At 48.9% G+C, this 21,450-nt stretch carries 22 protein-coding genes, 1 other RNA gene and 1 pseudogene; 16 read left to right on the plus strand and 8 right to left on the minus strand.

Going from position 1 to position 21,450, the window contains the following annotated elements:
- Positions 1 to 52: 52 nt before the first annotated feature.
- The 4 genes from QGP82_RS19920 to QGP82_RS19935 all read left to right on the plus strand — a co-directional run bounded on the left by QGP82_RS19920 (position 53) and on the right by QGP82_RS19935 (position 4,030).
- Positions 53 to 340 carry a DUF6679 family protein gene (locus tag QGP82_RS19920; protein WP_006515682.1) on the plus strand — a complete coding sequence of 96 codons (288 nt, stop codon included), beginning with the start codon at positions 53 to 55 and terminating at the stop codon, positions 338 to 340.
- A 315-nt stretch (positions 341 to 655) separates the two neighbouring features.
- Positions 656 to 1,045 carry a VOC family protein gene (locus QGP82_RS19925; RefSeq protein WP_006515683.1) on the plus strand — a complete coding sequence of 130 codons (390 nt, stop codon included), beginning with the start codon at positions 656 to 658 and terminating at the stop codon, positions 1,043 to 1,045.
- A gap of 79 nt (positions 1,046 to 1,124) precedes the next feature.
- Complete coding sequence (gene glpK, locus QGP82_RS19930) at positions 1,125 to 2,615, plus strand: glycerol kinase GlpK (protein WP_458789461.1); 1,491 nt, start codon at positions 1,125 to 1,127, stop codon at positions 2,613 to 2,615.
- Between the two features lie 320 nt (positions 2,616 to 2,935).
- Entirely contained in the window at positions 2,936 to 4,030 is a 1,095-nt protein-coding gene (locus QGP82_RS19935) for a hypothetical protein (RefSeq protein ID WP_499060767.1), read from the plus strand.
- A gap of 296 nt (positions 4,031 to 4,326) precedes the next feature.
- On the opposite strand, the pseudogene QGP82_RS19940 reads toward QGP82_RS19935, so the two are convergent.
- Positions 4,327 to 4,617, minus strand: a pseudogene (locus tag QGP82_RS19940) (DUF3179 domain-containing protein); the annotation flags it as partial.
- Positions 4,618 to 4,642: 25 nt separating this feature from the next.
- Positions 4,643 to 4,861 (minus strand): hypothetical protein, encoded by a 219-nt coding sequence (locus tag QGP82_RS19945; protein ID WP_499060768.1) that lies wholly within the window; start codon positions 4,859 to 4,861, stop codon positions 4,643 to 4,645.
- A gap of 244 nt (positions 4,862 to 5,105) precedes the next feature.
- On the opposite strand from QGP82_RS19945, the gene QGP82_RS19950 reads away from it, so the two are divergent.
- Positions 5,106 to 5,369, plus strand: a complete 264-nt coding sequence (locus QGP82_RS19950) for a hypothetical protein (RefSeq protein ID WP_163661795.1) — start codon at positions 5,106 to 5,108, stop codon at positions 5,367 to 5,369.
- A 48-nt stretch (positions 5,370 to 5,417) separates the two neighbouring features.
- Here the strand turns inward: QGP82_RS19950 and QGP82_RS19955 are convergent, their stop codons facing one another.
- On the minus strand, positions 5,418 to 6,893 hold the full coding sequence (locus QGP82_RS19955) for a leucyl aminopeptidase (protein ID WP_499060769.1): 1,476 nt from the start codon (positions 6,891 to 6,893) through the stop codon (positions 5,418 to 5,420).
- Between the two features lie 273 nt (positions 6,894 to 7,166).
- Between QGP82_RS19955 and QGP82_RS19960 the strand changes: the two genes are divergently transcribed.
- The 3 genes from QGP82_RS19960 to tatC all read left to right on the plus strand — a co-directional run bounded on the left by QGP82_RS19960 (position 7,167) and on the right by tatC (position 11,799).
- Positions 7,167 to 9,353 carry a lytic transglycosylase domain-containing protein gene (locus tag QGP82_RS19960; protein ID WP_499060771.1) on the plus strand — a complete coding sequence of 729 codons (2,187 nt, stop codon included), beginning with the start codon at positions 7,167 to 7,169 and terminating at the stop codon, positions 9,351 to 9,353.
- A 295-nt stretch (positions 9,354 to 9,648) separates the two neighbouring features.
- On the plus strand, positions 9,649 to 10,929 hold the full coding sequence (locus tag QGP82_RS19965; RefSeq protein WP_499060772.1) for a helix-turn-helix domain-containing protein: 1,281 nt from the start codon (positions 9,649 to 9,651) through the stop codon (positions 10,927 to 10,929).
- Positions 10,930 to 11,037: 108 nt separating this feature from the next.
- On the plus strand, positions 11,038 to 11,799 hold the full coding sequence (gene tatC / locus QGP82_RS19970) for a twin-arginine translocase subunit TatC (RefSeq protein ID WP_163670630.1): 762 nt from the start codon (positions 11,038 to 11,040) through the stop codon (positions 11,797 to 11,799).
- A gap of 82 nt (positions 11,800 to 11,881) precedes the next feature.
- Here the strand turns inward: tatC and rsmG are convergent, their stop codons facing one another.
- Both rsmG and QGP82_RS19980 read right to left on the minus strand, forming a co-directional pair.
- Positions 11,882 to 12,634, minus strand: coding sequence for a 16S rRNA (guanine(527)-N(7))-methyltransferase RsmG (gene rsmG, locus QGP82_RS19975; RefSeq protein WP_163670632.1), 753 nt, complete (start codon positions 12,632 to 12,634; stop codon positions 11,882 to 11,884).
- Positions 12,635 to 12,695: 61 nt separating this feature from the next.
- Positions 12,696 to 13,346 carry an ABC transporter ATP-binding protein gene (locus tag QGP82_RS19980; RefSeq protein ID WP_163671857.1) on the minus strand — a complete coding sequence of 217 codons (651 nt, stop codon included), beginning with the start codon at positions 13,344 to 13,346 and terminating at the stop codon, positions 12,696 to 12,698.
- A gap of 123 nt (positions 13,347 to 13,469) precedes the next feature.
- On the opposite strand from QGP82_RS19980, the gene QGP82_RS19985 reads away from it, so the two are divergent.
- The gene (locus QGP82_RS19985) at positions 13,470 to 13,922 is read left to right on the plus strand and encodes a DUF3531 family protein (RefSeq protein ID WP_163696253.1); all 453 of its coding nucleotides are present in this window, start codon (positions 13,470 to 13,472) and stop codon (positions 13,920 to 13,922) included.
- Between the two features lie 30 nt (positions 13,923 to 13,952).
- Positions 13,953 to 14,237 (plus strand): hypothetical protein, encoded by a 285-nt coding sequence (locus QGP82_RS19990; protein ID WP_499060773.1) that lies wholly within the window; start codon positions 13,953 to 13,955, stop codon positions 14,235 to 14,237.
- Positions 14,238 to 14,249: 12 nt separating this feature from the next.
- Here the strand turns inward: QGP82_RS19990 and QGP82_RS19995 are convergent, their stop codons facing one another.
- A complete protein-coding gene (locus QGP82_RS19995; protein ID WP_163670635.1) occupies positions 14,250 to 14,840 on the minus strand; it encodes a chromophore lyase CpcT/CpeT in 591 nt (196 codons plus the stop codon).
- Between the two features lie 214 nt (positions 14,841 to 15,054).
- Between QGP82_RS19995 and QGP82_RS20000 the strand changes: the two genes are divergently transcribed.
- From QGP82_RS20000 to QGP82_RS20015, 4 genes are all read left to right on the plus strand, one after another.
- Positions 15,055 to 15,612, plus strand: coding sequence for a phycobiliprotein lyase (locus QGP82_RS20000; protein WP_163670637.1), 558 nt, complete (start codon positions 15,055 to 15,057; stop codon positions 15,610 to 15,612).
- Between the two features lie 228 nt (positions 15,613 to 15,840).
- Positions 15,841 to 16,959, plus strand: coding sequence for an SPFH domain-containing protein (locus QGP82_RS20005; RefSeq protein ID WP_163696249.1), 1,119 nt, complete (start codon positions 15,841 to 15,843; stop codon positions 16,957 to 16,959).
- A 296-nt stretch (positions 16,960 to 17,255) separates the two neighbouring features.
- Positions 17,256 to 18,347: a hypothetical protein gene (locus QGP82_RS20010; RefSeq protein ID WP_499060774.1), complete on the plus strand. Its 1,092-nt coding sequence runs from the start codon at positions 17,256 to 17,258 to the stop codon at positions 18,345 to 18,347.
- Positions 18,348 to 18,512: 165 nt separating this feature from the next.
- Complete coding sequence (locus QGP82_RS20015) at positions 18,513 to 18,656, plus strand: CAB/ELIP/HLIP family chlorophyll-binding protein (RefSeq protein ID WP_163670643.1); 144 nt, start codon at positions 18,513 to 18,515, stop codon at positions 18,654 to 18,656.
- Between the two features lie 195 nt (positions 18,657 to 18,851).
- Here the strand turns inward: QGP82_RS20015 and QGP82_RS20020 are convergent, their stop codons facing one another.
- Positions 18,852 to 19,163 carry a hypothetical protein gene (locus QGP82_RS20020; RefSeq protein WP_163670645.1) on the minus strand — a complete coding sequence of 104 codons (312 nt, stop codon included), beginning with the start codon at positions 19,161 to 19,163 and terminating at the stop codon, positions 18,852 to 18,854.
- 54 nt (positions 19,164 to 19,217) lie between these two features.
- Between QGP82_RS20020 and QGP82_RS20025 the strand changes: the two genes are divergently transcribed.
- The gene (locus QGP82_RS20025; RefSeq protein ID WP_250565191.1) at positions 19,218 to 20,072 is read left to right on the plus strand and encodes an ABC transporter ATP-binding protein; all 855 of its coding nucleotides are present in this window, start codon (positions 19,218 to 19,220) and stop codon (positions 20,070 to 20,072) included.
- A 111-nt stretch (positions 20,073 to 20,183) separates the two neighbouring features.
- On the opposite strand, the gene QGP82_RS20030 is transcribed toward QGP82_RS20025, so the two are convergent.
- Positions 20,184 to 20,603: a hypothetical protein gene (locus QGP82_RS20030; protein WP_163670647.1), complete on the minus strand. Its 420-nt coding sequence runs from the start codon at positions 20,601 to 20,603 to the stop codon at positions 20,184 to 20,186.
- A 379-nt stretch (positions 20,604 to 20,982) separates the two neighbouring features.
- Here QGP82_RS20030 and ssrA point away from each other — a divergent pair.
- Positions 20,983 to 21,375: a transfer-messenger RNA gene (gene ssrA / locus QGP82_RS20035) on the plus strand.
- Positions 21,376 to 21,450: the final 75 nt, after the last annotated feature.

The raw sequence follows: 21,450 nt of genomic DNA on the forward strand, positions 1-21,450 counted from the left end.
AAAGACAGCATTATCTCTTCGTAGACCTGTGCAGTGTCTGGGGAATTGCCATATGGAAAAAAAACTCAAAGAACTCGTCGGCCAAAGCAGTGTTTGGCTTTATGTCAAAAGTAGCAATGGCTGGTTCAAGAATGTGGAAATTTTAGAGGTAACCGACACAACCATTACATTCCGTTACGAGTCTGAGTCTGAGGTTGAACGTAAACTTTGGGAAAAAACCACTCGCATTGACAACATTGCTGAAGTGGAAGTAAGACTGCTTACTGTTCCAAAAGTTGATAAGAAGCTAGATGCTATTCGCGGACAGTTGTCTAAACTCTTGGATCAAGACAATTATTAGGTCGCCCATAGGGACCAGGCATTGACCCCATTGCCTCTAAATCGTTTCAAAGCACCTAATTAGTTTGCTCGAAACACGTCAAATCCGTTCAGACTTGAAAGAGCGCTAAAAGAAATCAATACTCAAAAACTTCGTTGAAGGGGAGTGCGGCAACGCACCCTCTTTTTTTTGGGGTTCGGCTACGCTCCCTCCACCACAACTACGCTCAGTCGAACTCCAACTTTTATTAATTTCCCCTAAGACTTGCCTCGTTTTTTTCCAGAAAAAAGAACCCGCGACACAATAGGTGGAGTTCTTTAATTAGATCGGTTTTCCATGGATGTCAAAGCCGCGTCTACGCGCTTACTGGTGTCAGATATTACCAACTGTTGCAGGTTTTATCGGGATTTACTGGGCCTGAAAGTGATCGTAGAAACCCCAAGCTACGCTGAATTTGAGGCCGCAGGTCAAACCATTTCCCTGTTTCATCAAGAGGAAATGGCGTCCATTATCCACACTAGCGATAAGCCTACTTCTGTCGATAGCCAAGATAAAACCGTTCTAATTTTTACCATCACAGATTTGGATGGCACCTATTCTCAGCTGCGGCAGGGTGGCGTTCACTTTGATGAACCACCTACGCAGAACAGTGATTTCAATCTCAAGATTGCCTACTGTCGGGACCCTGAAGGCAATTTGATTGGACTGTTTGAGAACCTGATGTAATCGACAAGCAGGTGGGCTGTGCCCACCCTACAGATATACCCATTAATTATTCACCCCCTATTTCCAAGAGGAATCGTCAATGGCAAAACAGTACGTCATGGCCCTGGATCTGGGCACCACTGGCAACCGCGCCATCTTGTTTAACAAAGCGGGCGACATTGTGGGTCAGGCCTATAAGGAACTGACTCAGTATTATCCACAGCCAGGCTGGGTGGAACATGATGCCATAGAAATTTGGGAGCAGGTGCAGTGGGCCATAAAGACAGCCATTGGCGAAGCAAATATTGATGTCAGTGAGATTGCGGCCATCGGTCTAACGGTGCAGCGAGAGACCTGTTTGCTGTGGAATAAGACAACGGGTAAACCCTTACATAAGGCCATTGTGTGGCAGGATCGACGCACAGCAGATATGTGTGCCACCCTAGCAGACCACAAGGCAGAGATTTATGAGCGCAGCGGTCTATTTTTGGATGCCTATTTTTCGGGTACCAAGCTGCGGTGGCTACTGGATAAAGTTCAGCCGGATAATCTAGACAATGTTCTAGCGGGCACAATCGATACCTGGGCGCTATGGAATCTAACGGATGGCAAGGTGCATGCGACGGACCATAGCAATGCCAGTCGTACGTTGCTGATGAATCTGGCACAGCAGCAGTGGGATGACAAACTGTTGGATATTTTTGGAGTGCCACGATCGCTACTGGCAGATATTAAACCCAGCCAGGGAATTTTTGGCTACACTGACCCCAGTTTGCTGGGTGTGGAAATTCCGATTGCGGCACTTTTGGGCGATCAGCAAGCGGCGTTGTTTGCCCACGGTTGCGATCGCCCCGGCTTACTAAAGTGCACCTATGGCACTGGAGCTTTTCTGGTTGCTCACACTGGCCAAGAAATTGTCCGGTCCAAGAACCAGTTGCTCTCCACCATCGGCTGGACCACCACTAAGACAGACGGCAGCTATGACCTGGGCTATGGCCTAGAGGGCAGCATGTTTACCGCCGGGGCCTGCATTCAGTGGTTGCGGGACGGCCTACAAATTATCGATAGCGCCGCAGACAGTGAGCCCCTAGCCACTTCAGTAAACGATAACGGTGGCGTTTATTTTGTACCTGCCCTGAGTGGTTTGGGTGCACCCCATTGGGATATGGGGGCTCGCGGTGCGTTTTTGGGCATTACCCGAGGGGCGACTAAGGCCCATATGGTGCGGTCAGTGCTGGAAGCGATTGCCAACCAGGCCCGTGAGGTAGTAACCGCCATTAATGATGATAGTGGCACACCCATCACCACACTCAAAGTGGATGGCGGTGCCTGCAACAATGACTTTTTGATGCAGTATCAGGCGGATGTATTGGGTATTCCAGTGGAGCGTCCGGCAGTGTTGGACGCGACAGCTCAGGGATCTGCGTTTGCCGCAGGTCTGGCAGTGGGTTTCTGGGATGACTATACGACGCTGGTCAATAGTCGGAAGATTGATAAAACCTTTGAACCTGGGGAAGGCAAAACCGCAGCTCAGGAAAATTTTGCCACCTGGAAGCGGGCAGTGGAGCGGGCGAAGGGGTGGATTGTTTAGAATCAAGTCGTTGGCTTCGACTTCGCTCAGCCAACGACTTCGCTCAGCCAACGATTTCGTTCAGCCAACCTATATAGCAGGCACGGACGGGTTTAATGAGATGACTATACTGAAACATAATTACTCCTCTACTCCCCATGGTTCCAGTTGTTCAGGCTAGCCAACTCACTCTGCATTTGGATCATGGGCACTCTACAGAGTGTGGGTAATTTGTATGGTTTCTCTTAGGTGCGGTTATCCCCGCGTATCTCAGCACGTAAGTTCTATTGGATTGGGTGAAGCCATTTGTTGCAAGGCCGCACATGTTAAGTCACCAATAAATGATGCTTCTCACATTAGACCGATTTGGAAAATTAGTTTTGGGTGTGGGTGCGATCGCAGGTAGCATCTGGTTTTTGAACCTGCCCTATCCCATGATTCGCTGGCCCATAGCAAAAGTCGCTCCCATAATCCTGCTGCCCAGCTTTATGCAGATGGATCACCACTATCGCCAGGCCATCATCCAAACCGAACAAGCCGATCAGCTAATCAACCAGGCCACCACAGTAGAAGATTTTGAACTGGGTTCGGAAAAAGCAGCCCAGGCCCAAGAGCATCTCGACAACTTACCCGTCTGGTTTCTGGGATACTACCCCAAAAGATACTGCGGCTTATTTGGATGTGGCTGGAAATTTACCCTGGATGAGTTTGAAGACGCCCGCGCTCTGATCGGCAGAATGGACGCCCAAATTTTTCAAGAACAAAATGCATTAACTGTTTTAGAAACCACCTCTAACCAGGTGGTTGAAGCTAGAAACAGTTTTGAAACCAGCGATCCAGCTACCCAAGAAGACATTTTAAAAGACTGGCAACAATCGATGGATCAGCTAAGTGAAATCCCGTCAGAAACCCTTGCCGGTCGCCTGGCCAACACCAGATTAACCGCCTACAAACGAGACTATGAAGCCATCTCAGGACAGACAGCCGTTCTGAGTAAGAGCAATGCGCTTTTAGCCGCTGCCCAACAGTTTGCCGATGCAGCTAGTTCAGAGGGGAAAAATCCACCCCACAGTACTGAAAAATGGGATCGTATTGCCACCCTATGGGAGGCGGCCCTGGCTGAATTGGAGAATATTCAGTCTGACGAGCCAGATTATGTCAAAGCTCAAGCGTTGAAGGCTCAGTATACGATTAATCTGGGGGAAGTGAGAGAACTGCAAAACTCTCAACAGAAAGCTGTCAAGTTAGTCCAATCAGCAGAAAAAGACATTAACAAACTGATTGAGTTATCTGCACAACAAAGTCCAGAGAGAACCATAGCGGCTGTAAATCAAGTGATTAGTAACCTTGAAAAAGTCCCCTCCGGAACAACGGTAAGCAAAGATGCTCAAGTTTTGATTCAACAAGCTCAGGCGTATCTGAGTAAAGCAAACTAGACTTTACCCAAAAAACTGAACCCACAAAGCCAGATTTAGTCACAAAGCTAGATGTAGTATAGTCTTGAGATTAAAGCAGCACATCAACAGCCGACGATTACGGTGTGTCAGTTGGTCGATGATGAGTATAAACAACAACAGTTTCGACTGGGTGAGAGAATTGTCTCGCAGACATTTCCAGAGTTAGAGCTGCGACTGAATGATGTGTCGCCGCGTTGAGTTAAATGAGGTGCGCTACTAACAGCACCCTACATACTACTTTTCAACAGAATCTTGAGGCAAGCCCTTAATCACAATCACTCACCATAAAAAGCAGGATAAACAAATGCAAACGCCGTCGAACTCGGAATCACCGTCCCATCCATTTCCTCAATAATAACCGTCTCCAACGTCTCATCCCACCGAGCTCGCACAGTACGCCCAGAGAGTTGAGCCTCTTGCCTACCCTGCCGCTTCACCTGATCATGCACAAACTGCAGACTGTCTCCCGAAAACTGATTGTGGGGCGTTTCCCCATCCGGCTCCCACACATAGCTAACAATCGCCTTCGGATGCAGGTCTAACTGCTCCTGATTACGCACATCAAAGTTATTGATCGGCCACTAACTGTGATTAGGCTGGATCGATCAAGGTATGAGTCAGCTGAAAACCACCTGAAAAATATATGGGAAATGCTAAACAGAATTGGGCCATCGCTATTGGGCCATCGCTAATGCCTGCGATCGCACCCCCATTATCACCCACACACCCAAATTCAATTAATATCCCATTCACAAACATGTGATACAAATCACTGCCATTGCCACATACAACGTTTTCAGCTGAGGACAACCGCGGTCAAGCGGCATTGATAATCTCGCAAACCATGACGCAGCCCTGGGCAACCCATTCTAATTGCCCTGCCCAAACCACTCAAAATCACATACCTAAACGCATTATGCGCACATCAGAGCAAAATGTTATGAAATGCAAACTCTTTAAATTTTGTACAAATATATGCAAAGTTACAGCAATTTTTTAGAAGGCTGGGCATCGTAGTGATAGTCAGTGACGTATCGAGACGATGCGACGACATATGAAAAACTCTTTTAATAATCCTCCATCAAACAATGGAGCTCTTTGCAGTCTTTGCCAAGACACACTGTTGCGCCATATCAGCCAAAGCAGAATGTTTTGGTACTGCCCCAGCTGTCGCCAAGAGATGGTGGTTAGTGAAAGCGAAGATGAGCTGCTCCCCCACGCAGCCGTAGTTAACCAGGTTGGCCAAATGCCCCAACATTGCCCACCTGCCAAAGCAGAAAACTATAACAAGCCCATGAGCGTCCAAGCAGCAAGCTAATGATGTTGGGTAACAGGCGTTATGGATAACGCCTGTTACAGCCTTCTACTAATTGCTTTCCAAAATCCATTGAACCAATGTGCGTACACCGTACCCTGTTGCACCAGGGTTATTGTACGCATTATCTTTTTCACTCCATACAGGGCCAGCAATATCCAAATGGGCCCATGCCGTATTCTTGACAAACTGCTTAAGGAATAGAGCTGCGGTAATAGAACCACCGGGGCGAGGGCCAGTATTTTTCATATCCGCCACAATTGACTTAAGCCCATCAAAATATTTCTCTTCCATGGGCATGCGCCAGAGTTTTTCACCCGCTTCCTCAGAAGCGTTAGCCAATGCTCCAGCGAGTTCATCATCCGGACTAAATAAACCGGCCAGGTCATTACCCAGGGCCACAATGCAAGCACCCGTCAAAGTGGCCAGGTCGACCATGGCATCTAAACCTAACTTATCGGCATAGACCAGGGCATCAGCCAGGGTCAGACGACCCTCAGCATCCGTGTTATTCACCTCAATGGTTTTGCCATTAGACGCCGTCAAAATATCGCCTGGATGCAGCGCATGACCGCTGATCATATTCTCAGTAGCGGCGCTAATAAAGTGCACTTCTACATCAGGTTTGATTTGGGCAATGGCTTTAGCAGCACCTAATACTGCGGCAGCACCACCCATATCCATTTTCATCAACTCGATCATGCTGCCTGCACCAGCCTTAATATTTAGACCACCGGAGTCAAAGGTCAGCCCCTTGCCGATCAGTGCTAATTTTCGCTTGGGTGTGCCTTCGGGGGTATAGGTTAAGTGAATAAACTTGGGCGGCATCTCCGACGCCATGGCTACCCCCAGGTAAGCGCCCATACCCAGATCTTCACACTCAGCCTGCTCTAACACCTTGAGCGTCAAACCATGCTCCTTAGCAATGTCAGCAGCAGTCTCGGCCATACTAGTCGGGGTCACTACATTAGGAGGAGCAGCCACTAGCTCACGGGCAAGGATCACACCGTCACATACATGGGCAGCTGTCTCCAAAGCAGCTTCGTAACCTACCAAATCTAGCAATGCAATATCGCTCAGCACTACCTTTGGAGCGTCGGTATCCGACTTAAACCGCTTATCCTCATGCATTGCCAACGTCACACCTTCAGCAATCGTCTGGGTCGTTCGCTCCGGACTGTTGTTCCAAATGGGGAAACTAATACCAAGGGATGCACACTTTTCACGCTTAGCTAACTTGGCAGCAGTAGCGGCAGCACGACGTAGACTTTCTAGCTTTAGATCTTCAGAAGCACCTAAACCAACAATGGCCAATTTACGCACGTCATTACCGACGCGGATCACAGCAGAACTACCGGCCTTTGCTTTAAAGTCTGTTTCGTCGATGAGCTCTTGAAGCAGCCCAGATACTCTCTTATTTAACTCAGATAGCAGCCCTGTCAGGGGCAATGACTCTTCAGATAAACCGACAACAAGGCAATCGCCTGACCACGTTAAACAAGACTTATCTGATGCTACAAACTTCATTCCCATCTCAGTGCTAATTCCCGTCTTAGTATCTAATGATTTCGGCGTGTTTATTGACTGAATATCATATATGGCTCTTTATCATGTTCATAGTTTTTTAGATAGAACATTTTGGGGCGATATTCGTTCACTTTGAGAGCACGGTAGCGCATCCTTGCACTTTCTAAACCGTATCCCCTTAAAACCTTGGGTATCTTCTACCAGAAACTCCCGTTCCTGGCTACAAAGAACTCTCTAGACTGTCTTCTGTACCTTTGATTGAGCTGATCCACCATGGGAAAACGTCTCATAGATTTTGGAAAAGAGCGATTACCCCTGTTGCTGTTGGGGGGAGTTAGTCTAGCAAGTTTAGCCCTAATTGTATTTTTTGGGCAGGCGACGAAACGATTGTTGCCGACTGAGCCAGCGACAGAATCTGCCCAGCTGCAACAGGCAGCCTCAGCCAAAACGTTTCAACTGGCATTGCAACCAGCGGAAACGCGCCGTGATATGTTGCAGCAGTTGATTGACTCTGGGATAGATGGTGATGCCTATCTGGCTACCTATCTGCTGGCAACGGATTTATTGAATCAAGGGCAGGCGGCTGAAGCACTATCTACCCTGGGAGAGCTGGAAAAAAATAAGCAGTCTGCCCTGACTCCCTACGTGCTGCTAAAACGAGGACAGGCACAGCTATTGACAGGGGAGTCGCCCACTAGCTGGAATGAGCTTTTGGGTAACTATGACACCCACAGTGCTACGGCTGAGGCTCGCTATGAGCTGGGTAAACAGGATCCCAATGAGTGGGAAGCATTGCTAGAAAAGCACCCCAGTCACCCACGAGCCGTCGAGGTAGCACTAAAGAAGCTGAAAACTGGTACGTCCAAGGATTTGCTACTGCTGGTGGCAGCCCATGGTCTCTACCGTGAGGAGTATGAGGCCAGCCTTGACCGACTCACGCAGGAATATGGCCAGGAACTAACACCTGACCAATGGCAAACCGTAGGGTTTGGCTATTGGGAAAATCTGCAATATGCCAAGGCTTCTGAAGCCTATGCTAAAGCGCCTGCATCGCCTACCAGCTTATATCGGGCAGCTCGGGGGGCTCAGATTGCTCAGAAACGGGTGGTTGCGATCGCCAACTATCAAAAGCTTACCAAAACCTTTCCCAATGCCCCTGAAACCGGTCTTGGACTCATCAAGCTCGCAGACTCTCTGCCCGATAAAGCAGCCCTTGCCCCGCTGGATCAGGCCATGAAAGCCTTCCCAGATCGAGCCGGCGAAGCACTACTCAAAAAAGCCAACATTCTAGACCAGCTGAATAGCCCTACGTCTGCCAAAGACGCCCGCACATCAGTGCTCAGCCAGTACAGCGACTCAGAAACTGCTGCCGAATTACGCCTCAGCCGTGCCCATAAGGCCGCCAAAGCCAATGACTCAGCCACGGCCCGTCAGCTGGCGGAAGAGTTGATTACGGCTAACCCCCAAAGTGAACTGGCTGCTGAAGCCAGCTTCTGGTCTGGGAAATGGGCTCAAAAATTAGGACAAGATAACCAGGCCCGACAGGCCTATGAACGCACCCTAGCCCAATATCCAGAATCCTATTTTGCCTGGCGTTCAGCCGTCATGCTGGGTTGGGATGTGGGGGATTTTAACAGCGTCCGTTCATTAAACCCTGAAGTCAGCCTGCCCCAACAACGAGAGCCCCTGCCTGCCGGCTCAGAAACATTGCAACTGCTATACCGCCTGGGGCAAGATGCCGCCGCCTGGAGCCTCTGGCAAACTGAATTTGAAAACGTCCAGGACCCAACGGTGGCAGAACAGTTCACCGACGGCGTTATGCGGGTGGGGGTGGGCGACAACCTCGACGGTATCTTTATGCTAACCAGTCTGGCCTGGCGTAATCAGGCCGATGAACAGACCGAGTATCAGCAGCTCAGGAATACATCCAACTACTGGCAAACGGTTTACCCCTTTCCGTTTTCTGACCTGATTCAAGCCTGGTCCCAGCAGCGTCAGCTGAACCCGCTGCTAGTCACCGCCCTGATGCGCCAAGAATCTAGATTTGAGACCAACATCGAATCCGTCGCCGGGGCCATTGGCCTGATGCAGGTGCTCCCCAGCACCGCTGATTGGATTGTCAGTCAAATCGGCGAAAATAACAGCGACCTGGATACCCAACTCAAAACCCCTAGTGAAAATATCAAACTAGGCACCTGGTACCTGGACTACACCCATCGGGAATATAGCGATAATTCAATGTTTGCTGTGGCTAGCTATAACGCTGGCCCTGGCGCTGTGGCCGACTGGATTGCCAGAGGATATGGCGACCCCGATGTCTTTGTGGACAACATTCCATTTCCTGAAACCAAAGGCTACGTGGAAGCTGTGTTTGGCGGCTACTGGAACTATTTAAGACTGTATAATCCGGCTATTAGTCGTCAAATGGCGCAGCACACTGCTCAACAGGCTACGCCGTAGTCCAGACTACATTTGTCTAGATTCCATTCATCCAGACTACATTCGTATTGACAACCCTATGCGATTCGAACGGTTGACCATACAATAGGTCAGATAAATAGGGACAGACACCTAGATAACCAACGCTTGGGATCATGCATTAGTGTAAATGCGCAATTTTTATAGCCCATTCGTACTTGCACCGATACAATGCACCCTAGCTAGTGCAGTTAATCTGCCTGGCTCTTGTGGCCTAGGATAGTCCACTTCATTTGAGGCATCGGCTCTCATCGTTCATCACAATTAGCAGAGTAACGTGACTAGCTATAGCACCGTTCAAAAGCAGCAACTGAGTCAACTTGGCGCTTACCTGCAAGAAAAGCGCCAGGAGCAGGGAAAATCCTTGGAAGATATCTCCCTACAGACTTACATCCGTGCTCAATTGCTCAAAGCCGTAGAAACCGGTGATACCTCCGATTTACCTCAGCCAATTTTTGTTCAAGGCTTTATCCGTCGTTATGCAGATGCCTTAGGGTTAGACGGAACTAATTTTTCTAAGCAGTTTCCAGTTCACTCCATCCCTAATACCCCTCGGCCCGTCCCTCGGCCAGCGGCCCAGGTCGATATGTCTTATCAGAACATCGACCAAAAGCCACCAATTCCAGCAGCCAAAGAGCCTAGCCCAGAGATAGGCGCTCTACCGATTAAGAGTGAGCCCACTCCTGTGATGGGAAGTGTTGGGGTGCCAGAAAAAGCGACGTCTGCACAAGCCACTGCCGAGGAAATTGCCCCTGCTCAGCCTGTCACCAGTCCCCCTCCTGTCACCAGTCCCCCTAAGGATTTCACCTTAGATCCCGGCCCCTTAGATCCCGGTCCCATGGATGACAGCGAGTTAGCATCATTGGGGATCAAGCACAATACCCTAGGCGATGGAATTGCGACTCAAGCTCAAGACTCTAAACCGCTGCAAAGTTCTCCATTTACTCCAACTCCAGAAGAGACAGATCCATCTCTATCGAAAGCAGCCCCTCCACCATCTCCCTCTGCACCAGAAGAGCTTGCATCAGTGGGCGCTATGCCGGTTGAGCCTGCTGAGCCCATAGCGTCTAGTCTGGTCAACGATACTACGTCTTCTGGCGTTAACTGGTTGCCCTTGGGGATCGGTGCGGCGGTGCTAGTGGGTGCGATCGCACTCATTGGCCCCAGAATCATTGGCGGTGGTTCTAACCAACAGCCGGAAACAGCTGAAACAACCACCACTGAGCCAGAGATTATCGCCCAGACCGCTCCCGAAATTGAAGCTGTGCCAGACTCCGAGCCAGATCCCGAACCTGCAACGAGTGATGCCCCAGTTAATCTCCAGGTAGAAATCACTGAAGCAGGCCCTTCTTGGATGAGCATTGTGGTTGATGGCGAACTTGCTTTTGAAGGATTGATGGATCCTGGCACTAGCGAAACGTGGGAAGGCCAAACATCCATTACGATGAATGTCGGCAATGCTGGTGCAGCCCTCATCTCTGCCAACGGTAGCGAGCCCAAACCCGCTGGGAATCCGGGGGGCGCAGAGTTCCTAACCTTTGAGGTCGCAGCAGAATAACGTAGCAACCCTCTGTCGGTTAGCTTCCACGGGGGATTCCCACAGACGCAGTACAAGCACAGCGATACAATAGAAAACAATCTACATAAAGTACTGGCACTGTAGCCCATGACGTCCAACCTAGAGACGGTAGAGCCCACTGAGCAGATTGACCACCTCGACGAAATGCCTGACGAGGTAGAAATGTCCCTCTTCGACCACCTCGAAGAGCTGCGGATGCGCATTTTTTATTCGTTGATCAGTGTTTTGATCGGTGTTATCGGCTGTTTTTGTGTTGTTAACCGCATTGTCGAACTTCTAGAGATTCCCGCCCAGGGAGCTAAATTTCTACAGCTTTCCCCCGGTGAGTACTTCTTTGTCTCCATTAAGGTAGCTGGCTACAGCGGCATTTTAGTTGCTAGTCCCTTTATCCTTTATCAAATTGCCCTATTTGTCCTACCTGGACTGACCCGGCGAGAACGGCGGCTGGTAGGTCCTATCGTTCTAGGCTCTAGCGTTCTTTTTGTCGTCGGCATCTTTTTTGCCTACATTGCCCTAATTCCTGCCGCTCTAAACTTCTTTATTAACTACGGCGAGGGCGTTGTTGAACAGCTGTGGTCCATCGACCGTTACTTTGAGTTTGTGCTGCTGTTACTCTTTAGTACTGGCTTAGCTTTCCAGATACCCGTAATCCAATTCATGTTGGGAGTCTTAGGAATTGTCAACTCCGCAACTATGCTCAAGGGTTGGCGTGCTGTTTTGTTGGGGGCCGTAGTCCTTGGGGCGGTTCTGACCCCCTCCACTGACCCCATTACTCAAAGCCTATTAGCCGGAGCGGTTCTATTTTTGTACTTTGGCGGCATTCTTGTGGTCAAAGCAATTGGTAAGTAGATAGGCAGTGGGCATGTTGCCCTGAACCTGTCTTTACCTAGTCATACTGGAGAGAGAGCTATAGGGCGGACAGATTGAAGGCCTATAGCGGCTGTTTTGCAGGCATTCCTACCTGTCTTGGAAAGTCTTTATCGGTCTTTTCAACCTTTTTTATATACAGGCAATGCCTCAGCCCTTGGGTAAGCGGTGTTTCCCATGGACAAATGGCTACTAGCTCACCACCAAGGGTGTCCAAAGCTCCCATGAATAGTTCCTCTTCTTCGGCAGTCCACTGACCACGAAATAGGACGGCAAACCCACTTTTTTTGAGCAGCGGCAACGCATATTCTGCACAGGTAGAGGCTGGACCAACTGCTCGCACCATTGCCAAATCGTACTGGGCACGATGATGCGGATCCCGTCCCACCGTTTCTGCTCGCTCGGTCAAAAAGGCTGTATTAGTTAACCCCAGTTGTTCACACAAAGTTTGCAGGAAGGCAATTTTTTTGCGGGTGGAGTCTAGAAGGGTGACTTGCCATCGGGGACGTGCGATCGCAACCGGCACTCCAGGAAATCCGCCCCCCGTACCAATGTCAATTATCCGCTTTACGGTCGGCAACCAGTCCGGCTTTTCAGGCTCATACCACGGGGCCAAAGCGCTGAGGGAATCCCACAAGTGTTTTTCCCAAAACTCGTCCGGCTCAGTAATTCGCGTCAGGTTCACCTGACGATTACCCTCAACAACGCCTCGATATAACTGATCAAACAAGGCCTGCTGTGCCTCAGAGGGCTGCCACTGCAATGTTTCCTGCCATATCTTATCGTTGCCGGGTAATGTGGCTACGGTTTCCGTCATTCCTAGATTCCCCTGATTCCCCTGATTCCCCTAATTTATTGGGTTTACCCAACCCAACGACTCACGCAACTGGAGCCGCCTCTAATGGCTGATTAACCAGCTCTCCATTGTGCAATGACCAGCAGTAATCTGCCAAATGGGCTAAATCACTAGCATCGTGGGACACCACCAGCAAACTCCAGTTTTTTTTGAGCTCTGCCAGTAAGCCAATGAGTTGCTGTTTCATCGACCAATCCAGCCCAGCCGTTGGCTCATCCAGCAACAGCAAATAGGGCTGTCGAATCAGCTGTACAGCTAAAGCCAAACGACGCTGCTGACCACCGCTGAGGGCATGGGGCGCAGTCTGCAACCCAATTTCACCAAGACCGACTGAATCCAGGGTCTTGGCAACGGGTTCAGACCCGAGTTCAGGATGACCAATGCGCAACTCTTCCAGGATGGTGTGCCCACAAAAATGACGCTCTGGAAACTGAAACACTAAACCGGCCAACTGTTGCAGTGTTTCCGGCTGAAGTTCCTGATTGCGCCAATGCAGCGTGCCCTTAGACGGAGACACCAATCCCGCTAAAATTTCCAATAACGTGCTCTTTCCCGAACCACTTGGCCCCACGATCAGCCCCATTTTTTGGGGTTCTAGAGTAAATGAAATATGCTTCAGAATAGGCGCTACACTAGCCGCCGGATGGTAGGAAACATTATCAAGGGTGAGCATTAGGGCAACAAGAAAGGCCATCTCACACTATAGCCAATGTTTCCCCCTCGCAGGGATTTAGGAAAAACGTAGAGGTTCAAAGAGCTTGCTATTCTATATACCTAGAATCATGAAACTGACGCTATGGAAATTCGCTTTCGCGAGTGCGACTTCTTCAATTTGTGGATTTGGCTAGAGCTCGACAATGTTCCCTCCGCCATGGAACAACAGTATATCGAAGAAATTTTTGACTCATGGTTTTTCCTGGGCAAATTAGGTGGCTTTAATGCTGAAAACTTGCAAGTTCAAGATGGTGGCCACGAAATCAGCTACATGGACTACGACAACGATGGTGCTGAAAACAGCCTAATGTCGGTTATGCACAATATGTCTGAAGTCCAATTCGAAGGCACCTGGGCTCGCTGCTGGTTTGATCTTGGCACCACGGATGCCATTGCCGTGGATGTGTTGATCAATACGCTAAAGCAGTTCAACAAAGACTATATCGCGATCAAACGCGTCTACATCGGCGGTGAAAACGAAGACTGGCCTATCCCCCGTGATCAACATGCTGACTTTGTCGATGCTATGCATTAAATCGATACTGGGTAGGCTTCACCAGTCATAATGACAGTGCCCTCTCACAGAACATCTATCATGGACAATGCAGCCCAGCGTCAAGCTAGCCTAGAATCCCCAGTCTTTAGCCAGTTAAACCAATGGCTCACCAAACGTATTCGCGATCTCAGTGTGGATGCGCTGGCCTCCAAAGCATTTACCTGTACGGCCTGTGGTGAAGTTGAGGGTGAATACATTGTTGACTATGAAGGCAAAACCTATCGATTTGACACGGCTACAACCTACGCTTTTCTAGAATTTATCTTGGCTAAACAACCCACTACAGTGAAGTAGGGCGACCTCTTCCTAAACCACTACTTCATTAGCAAATCGCTGGCGTTTCTCAAATTCAAAGGGTCCGGCAATGGAGCCCCACAGTAACTCATCGGTCTCTGGGTCACGACCTCGATCGTAGCTGATGAGCTTATCGTCAGTAATCTCAAATTCGTTATCTAGATAGCTAGTCTTGCCCTGGCGGACGACTATGCAATTTTTGCCTGGCACGACTTTACCAATAAAGCTATGGCCGGTCCAGCGTACAGTCATGTCACAACCTGTCATTTTTTCAAGCTGGTCTGCCGTTAATGTAGCCAATTTCACCAGGTCTCGCCCTGCCCCGATAACAGCCTCCTGATCTTTGAAGGAATAATTTTCAAGCAAAATGTGATCGTCCTGCGGTAGGAAACGCAGCACTCGCACCCGGTAAGGTTGCCCCAACATGAAGTCGTATGCTTGCTCAAGATACAAGCAATTCCCTGACAAAAAGTTTGATGGCAACGGGCGCATACACACCCGAATATGGGCAAAAAAGGGAGGATTTTCAATTGCTTGGGCCTGGTTACTAAAATCAGCAGCCATCCACTTGAGCAAGGTACAAATATCGGTTGGGTGAGACATATAAGCAGGGATTAGTAGCTGAATTCTCTAACGAAGAGGCGTCAGCACGGACAACAGAGACAAGTCACATACCCATGGCTCAGTTTTCTGGTCAGATGACGTATGACATCCAGAGAACATCCAGACTACCAAGCATAAGGATTCTCTCAGGCTAAGCATTGATTCGACTTTGCCATTTATTATGAAAAGATAAAATCCTCTTAAGAGCAACCCCATGGAGCTTCGCTCAGTTTTTCATACATTTTTTGACCACTGTGTTGGTAGTTGGTCCACAGAGCGTACTTATCACTATCTCACTCAAAACGAAGTAGAGCGTTCCCACACTGACTTTCAAGTATCGCCAATCACGTCAGAGATTAAGACTAAGGTGCTGTCTGACAATGCCTACAGTGACGTTAAGGATCTAGATGCGTTACCGGGCTTTCGCCTTGCTTTTAATACGGTGTCGGAAAAAGGCGAAAAGGTTTCTCAAAGTCTGAATTTGCTCTTTGTCACCCACACGGAAACTGGTCATATTTTAGAGGGCGACTATCTTCGCGATCGCGCCTATGAAGAAGCCCGTCCCATCATCTCCCACTTTCGGTTCGACACCAACACAAACGAACTGTTGATGACCACCAATTACACTCGGGTGGTTTCAGTCGACTCCATTACCCTAATCAATCCCCAAACTCGGATTCGACGCATTCTCAACTACCTGCGACCACCGACAGGTCAACCCCTGGAAACATTGGGCTTAGTAGGTTTCGGCGTTGAACAAAAGGGGGCTTAAAACACGTAGATAGAAATCAGGCTATGGGATCCAGATGTGAACTTTATTCTCGATCCCATAGCCTGCCCTCAAAACTGCCCTCAAAACCCACTGCTCTGGTGACTTACGGAACCGGAACAAATGAAGGTGTATTGATTTCTATAACAGTTAAACAAAATTACCCAAGCTACCGGGAAAGCTGGGGTAACTCTTATAGAACAGATACATCTTCGCTACGGAGAGCGCACAGTGGGCTTATTTGAGAAAGTTCGGGCCGAGTTTATTGACATTATCGAATGGCTCGATCCATCGCAAGACACTATTGCCTATCGCTTTGAACGGTTTCAGAATGAAATCAAAATGGGGGCGCAGCTGATAGTCCGTCCCGGTCAAGTTGCGATTCTAGTGGGCGAAGGCCAGGTCGCCGATATCTATGAGCCGGGCCGCTACCGCCTAGAAACCCAGAATATGCCCGTCCTAACGACACTGATGGGCTGGAAATACGGCTTTAACTCTCCATTTAAAGCTGAGGTTTATTTTTTTAATAGCAAGATTTTTACCAACCTAAAATGGGGTACAGCTAATCCCATTACTATCCGTGATCCCGAGTTGGGGCCAGTGCGTCTGAGAGCCTATGGTACCTATACGATGCGGGTCAATAATGCTCGCACATTGCTAGAGCAGCTGATCAGCACCGATGGCCTCTTCCAAACTGACGAAATCAGCGATCATTTACGCAACATGATCGTGTCAGCCTTTGCTAGTTGGGTCGGTCAGGATCAAACACCGTTATTTGACCTGGCCGCCAACTATCAGGCCATGGGCGAACAAGTGCGCGCAGCTATGCAGCCCAATATGGAGCAGTTTGGCTTAGAGTTACGCCAGTTACTCATCGAGAATATTTCACTCCCCCCCGAAGTCGAAGCTGCCCTTGATAAGCGCGCCTCCATCGGTATTTTGGGCAACATGCAGCAATATACCCAATACCAGGCCGCTAATGCCATCGAGCAATCGGCTAAAAATCCGGCTGGAGCTAGCCCTGGCCTTGACCTCGGTGTCGGCATCGCCATGGGTCAGCAGATTGCCAATGCCATGAATCCAAGAGCTACAGCTGCACCAACTGCACCGGCCCCCGCTGCACCACCGGCCCCCGCTGCACCACCGCCACCCATGCCAACCGCTGTCTGGTATATCACCCGAGACGGTCAAAATTTTGGTCCTTATGCCCAAGACCAGCTACTGGCCAATGGATTAACGGCTCAGTCCAATGTGTGGAAACAGGGCATGGCTGGCTGGCAAATGGCCAATACGGTACCTGAGTTACAAGCATTGTTGAGCAGTGTGCCACCACCGCCACCGGGGGCTTAGCCTCACCCCATAAGCCCTCTCCTGGGACCCTTACAGATTCTTAACAGGCAAAAAATTCTCTCCATGAAGCGAACATTGCTTCCAAGGAATAGCTTGGATCGACACGTGATCGACATTGAGCAATAACGGCTGAGCACACCCCCCTGCACTCTCCCAGGAGGAGAATTTGTTAGCAAATTTCTTACTAGATAACTTCACGAAAGCGTTTTCCCAATTCCCTACTCCCTATTCGCCACTTCCCAATGGAGCCCACAACCTCCGTTAACCAATATAAATGCCCTGGCTGCAAGGCAGACATGGCTTTTGACCCCAATCTTGGGCAACTTCAATGTCCCTACTGCGGTCGCGCCGAAGCGATGCCAGAGGTAACGGCTACGAAGCTCAGTGCCACATTACAAGAACATGACTTAGCGGCATTCATTGAAACAAACCGCACGCACATTGCCCAGTTAGCAACCACAGCCCAGGAAGTTAATTGTCCGGGCTGCCGAGCCACCATTACCTTTGAACCACCTGATGTGGCGGGGAAATGTCCCTTCTGTGCCACCAGCATTGTTACCCAGAAGAGTCATGCGGCTGATCCCACCCTGGCTCCATCGGGTTTGGTGCCCTTTACCGTGGGACGCAAGGTGGCCCTAAAAAACCTACGAGACTGGCTAGCGTTTCGTTGGGATTGGAAAGACCTGAAGGCCATATTCTTGCCTGGAAAGCTCAAGGAGCTAGCTCAAAATAAAGCGTTAACCGGCGTTTATCTACCGTTTTGGACCTATGATGCCCAAACAAACAGCCGCTATCGGGGTGAACGGGGCGAGCATTACTACGAAACCGAGACTTATACGACGACCAACGCTGACGGTGAGTCAGAAACTAAAACTCGCCAAGTTCAACATACCCGCTGGTATTCAGCCTCAGGGCGTGTGTCTAGGTTTTTTGATGATGTGTTGGTGCCAGCCACTAAAGCCATTAGCGACAAAAAACTACGGAAACTATGGCCCACCCTGGCAGTATCCCAACTCAAGCCCTACAGCGCTGAGTACCTGGCAGGCTTTAAGGCACAGCGGTATGCAATTCCAGTAAAAGAAGGGTTTGAGCTCGCTAAGGCGATCATGACAGAGCCTATCCGCAGTGATATCCGCTCTGATATTGGTGGCGATGAACAACGCATTCATTCAGTATCGACGGACTACTCTCAAGAAACGTTTAAACACATTTTGCTACCCGTGTGGATGGCCAGCTATCGCTATGGGGGGAAAACCTATCAGGTGTTGATCAATGCCCAAACAGGCAACGTGATGGGCGATCGTCCTATAGCAACATGGAAAGTGGCACTAGTGATCGCGATCGCAATCCTGATTCTCATAATCGTTCTTGTGGCCGCCAACGGATAACCGACCATTGAACCGAATCAATGGTTCATGGCAAACATCTCTAACCCTTGACTTAAGTATTATCCAAGTTTTTTCAAACACCCATTGCCGATTCAAAAAATAGTGTTTAACATTTAGTTACAAGGTGTAACCCACCTTAACGTTTCGCTTGAAGGACTTGGAATCATGACTGAAGAGAACGCAAAGTTTGGTTTTACTCAGATCGCTGAGAACTGGAATGGTCGCTTGGCTATGCTAGGTTTTGTCATTGGTCTAGCTACTGAGCTAATGACTGGTCAGGGCATCCTATCCCAGTTGGGCTTGATGTAAACCTGAGATTAAACAGGTCATTAAAAGATGATATCTCCAGTATCAGTCTTTTTTTGTACAGTCAGAGAACTATAGGGCAAGCTTTGGCTTGTCCTTTTTTTGTCAGAAGTGCCAGAGTTCTGAATTTTGAGTTCTGAAGTATCTATGCTTTTGCCGAAAGACCGAAGATAAAGGTCACCAACTCAAACTTCAAACTTATTCTTCCTCCTCCAATTCTGCCCAAGTCGCCACGGCCTTCAGCTCAGGGGGAATTTGATCATCGGGATGAAACTCCAAGATCGTCTCCCGATATCCTAGGTAGCCTGACTCCGTAAATGACATCAGCATACGGGCCAGGGCAATCCACACTGTTTCATCGAACTCCCAGTCGTGACTAAAGCCAGCGCGATCAGCAATGGACTTGAGGGCCCAAAAATAGCTATTGCGGACGACGGATCCTTTCTTTTTGTAGGGGGGCACATCGTCCTGATAGATAAATAAAACTTGATTGCTGATCTTTGCTCTCATGGGGGTCAATGTTCTACAACTGTATCCATACCTTAATTTCTTCTAAAACATCCCATGGTGGCGGCTGTTTGCCTGCGTAACGTTCACAAAGTCTATAACAACACCTGTGTGGTCAATGATCTATCACTGACGATTCAACCGGGTGAAATCTTTGGTCTGCTTGGACCTAATGGTGCAGGTAAGTCCACCACAATTCGCATGGTGACCACCCTGACTCGGGCCACCCAGGGAGACATTGTTGTCTCTGGCTATGATGTGCAACGGCAGAAAGCCGAGGTGCGTCGTCAAATTGGCGTGGTACTACAGCAAACTAGCGTTGATGGGGATCTGTCTGTCTGGGAAAATATGGAATTCCACGGCAGAATGCACCATTTACCCAACCCACGACGGCAGCGCGATATTGATCAATGGCTGGCCTATGTGGAACTATCTGAACGCCGTGATGATAAGGTAAAAACCCTATCAGGCGGCATGAAACGACGCTTACAAATTGCCCGCGCCCTATTACATAAGCCCAAAATTCTCTTCCTGGATGAGCCTACAGTGGGCCTAGATCCACAAACTCGTCGCCGTCTATGGGAAATTATCCTCGACCTGAACAAGCAGCAGGGGGTGACGATGCTACTAACCACGCATTATATGGAAGAGGTTGAGTATCTGTGCGATCGCATCGGCATTATGGACCAGGGGCAGCTGATCGAAATGGGCACGTTGGCGGAGCTGCGCTCTAACCACGGCGAAGGCATCGTTATCAAACAAACTGACGACCGTTGGAACTATACCTTTTTCCCCACCCTCCAAGACGCCAATCGCTATTTGGACCAACAGCCTGATAAGACCGGCATGATGACCCGCCCCTCCAACTTAGAAGATATTTTCGTTGAGCTGACCGGCCATAACCTGGACTAGTTCAATCCCATTAAACACAAAGAGGGATGACCCCATAAGTCATCCCTCAACCAAATAATCAATAATTTAGGGGACGTTCCATGGAACGCCCCCTACACCGTATAAATTCTATTAATCCAAATAGCCCATCAATACGGAGGTATCTTCGTCAATATCATTAGACGCAATGGGACGATGACCAGGCAGAGTATCTAGGTCAGAAACCACCAAAGTACTCACCGCCACAGGACGATGACCAGGTAGATGATCCGTGCTAGCAACCTCAAAGTTATCCTCCATTACTGGACGAACACCTGCTGAAGAAAGATTATGCACTACCTTCACATCACTAACGGTGATGGGGCGATTGTTAGGCAATGTGTTTGTCTCAACAACGCGAGTATTATCTTCTAGCACAATAATGTCAGGCTTTTCAGCCTTAACTATGCCGCCGCTCTTGGCAGCAGCAGATGTAGTCTTCTTTTGGGTCCTACTCGAAGAACTAGATTTTTGAGTCGTTGTACCAGTGGTTTCCGGTGCGTCGCTGCTCATAACCCTATAACCCCTTCTACTAGTTAAAGTATTCCTGTGGAACTCATTTGGCTAACGATCTAGACATTCTCAAAACTGAACGCCAGACCTTGATACCACCAATGAATACCCTGCAAGTCACTGAGCAAAAACCCATGAGGCATCAGGGCATTGTAAAGCTCTAGTGGTACAAATATCTAAATACTAAATAATTATAAGTTAAAAAACAGCCGCTTTAGTTTATTAAAGCTAATCAATCCCATAAATCTCTATTCGTCAACTGCCGCTAAAGCTTTGGAATGTTTGTTAACTAACGGTCGCCAAAGTAGAAATTCCGAGCTAAAATTAGAGGTGCTCTTAAGCTACCAAACGTTAATTTTTTAACTGAGGTTGTCATCAGGGGGCTGTAACGGTTTCGACGTTTTGACGAAAGTCGCGTTGTGATACAGGCCGAGAGTGAGTCCACTCTCGAAAATCAAGACTCAACTAAATACAGATGCAAACAACATCGTACCTTTTGCTCGTAAGCAAGTAGCTGTAGCTGCCGCTTAAACACCTCTTTCAGGTTCGAGCGCTTATCATTTGACTCCGTTAAGGATGGTAAGCTTAACCCCAACGGATGCGTTAGGTTGATTTCTCTAGTGAGCAACCTAACAAAGACCTTTACTAGAGCATCCCACCGTTCGGGATAATGAACGGTTCCCGCCTAGAGGGTTAGATAGGCTAAGCCTGTGAATGAGTGGCGTGTTATTACTCAGGGCGGACACGGGTTCGACTCCCGTCAGCTCCATTAATTTTTTCGACGGTGTGTTGTCCCTGGCGGTGATTTTAATCTGTCAAATTTAGGCTATCGGCAAGTTTTACAGAT

The sequence above is a fragment of the Leptothoe sp. LEGE 181152 genome, assembly GCF_032906605.1.
Taxonomy (GTDB): domain Bacteria; phylum Cyanobacteriota; class Cyanobacteriia; order Phormidesmidales; family Phormidesmidaceae; genus Leptothoe; species Leptothoe turfae.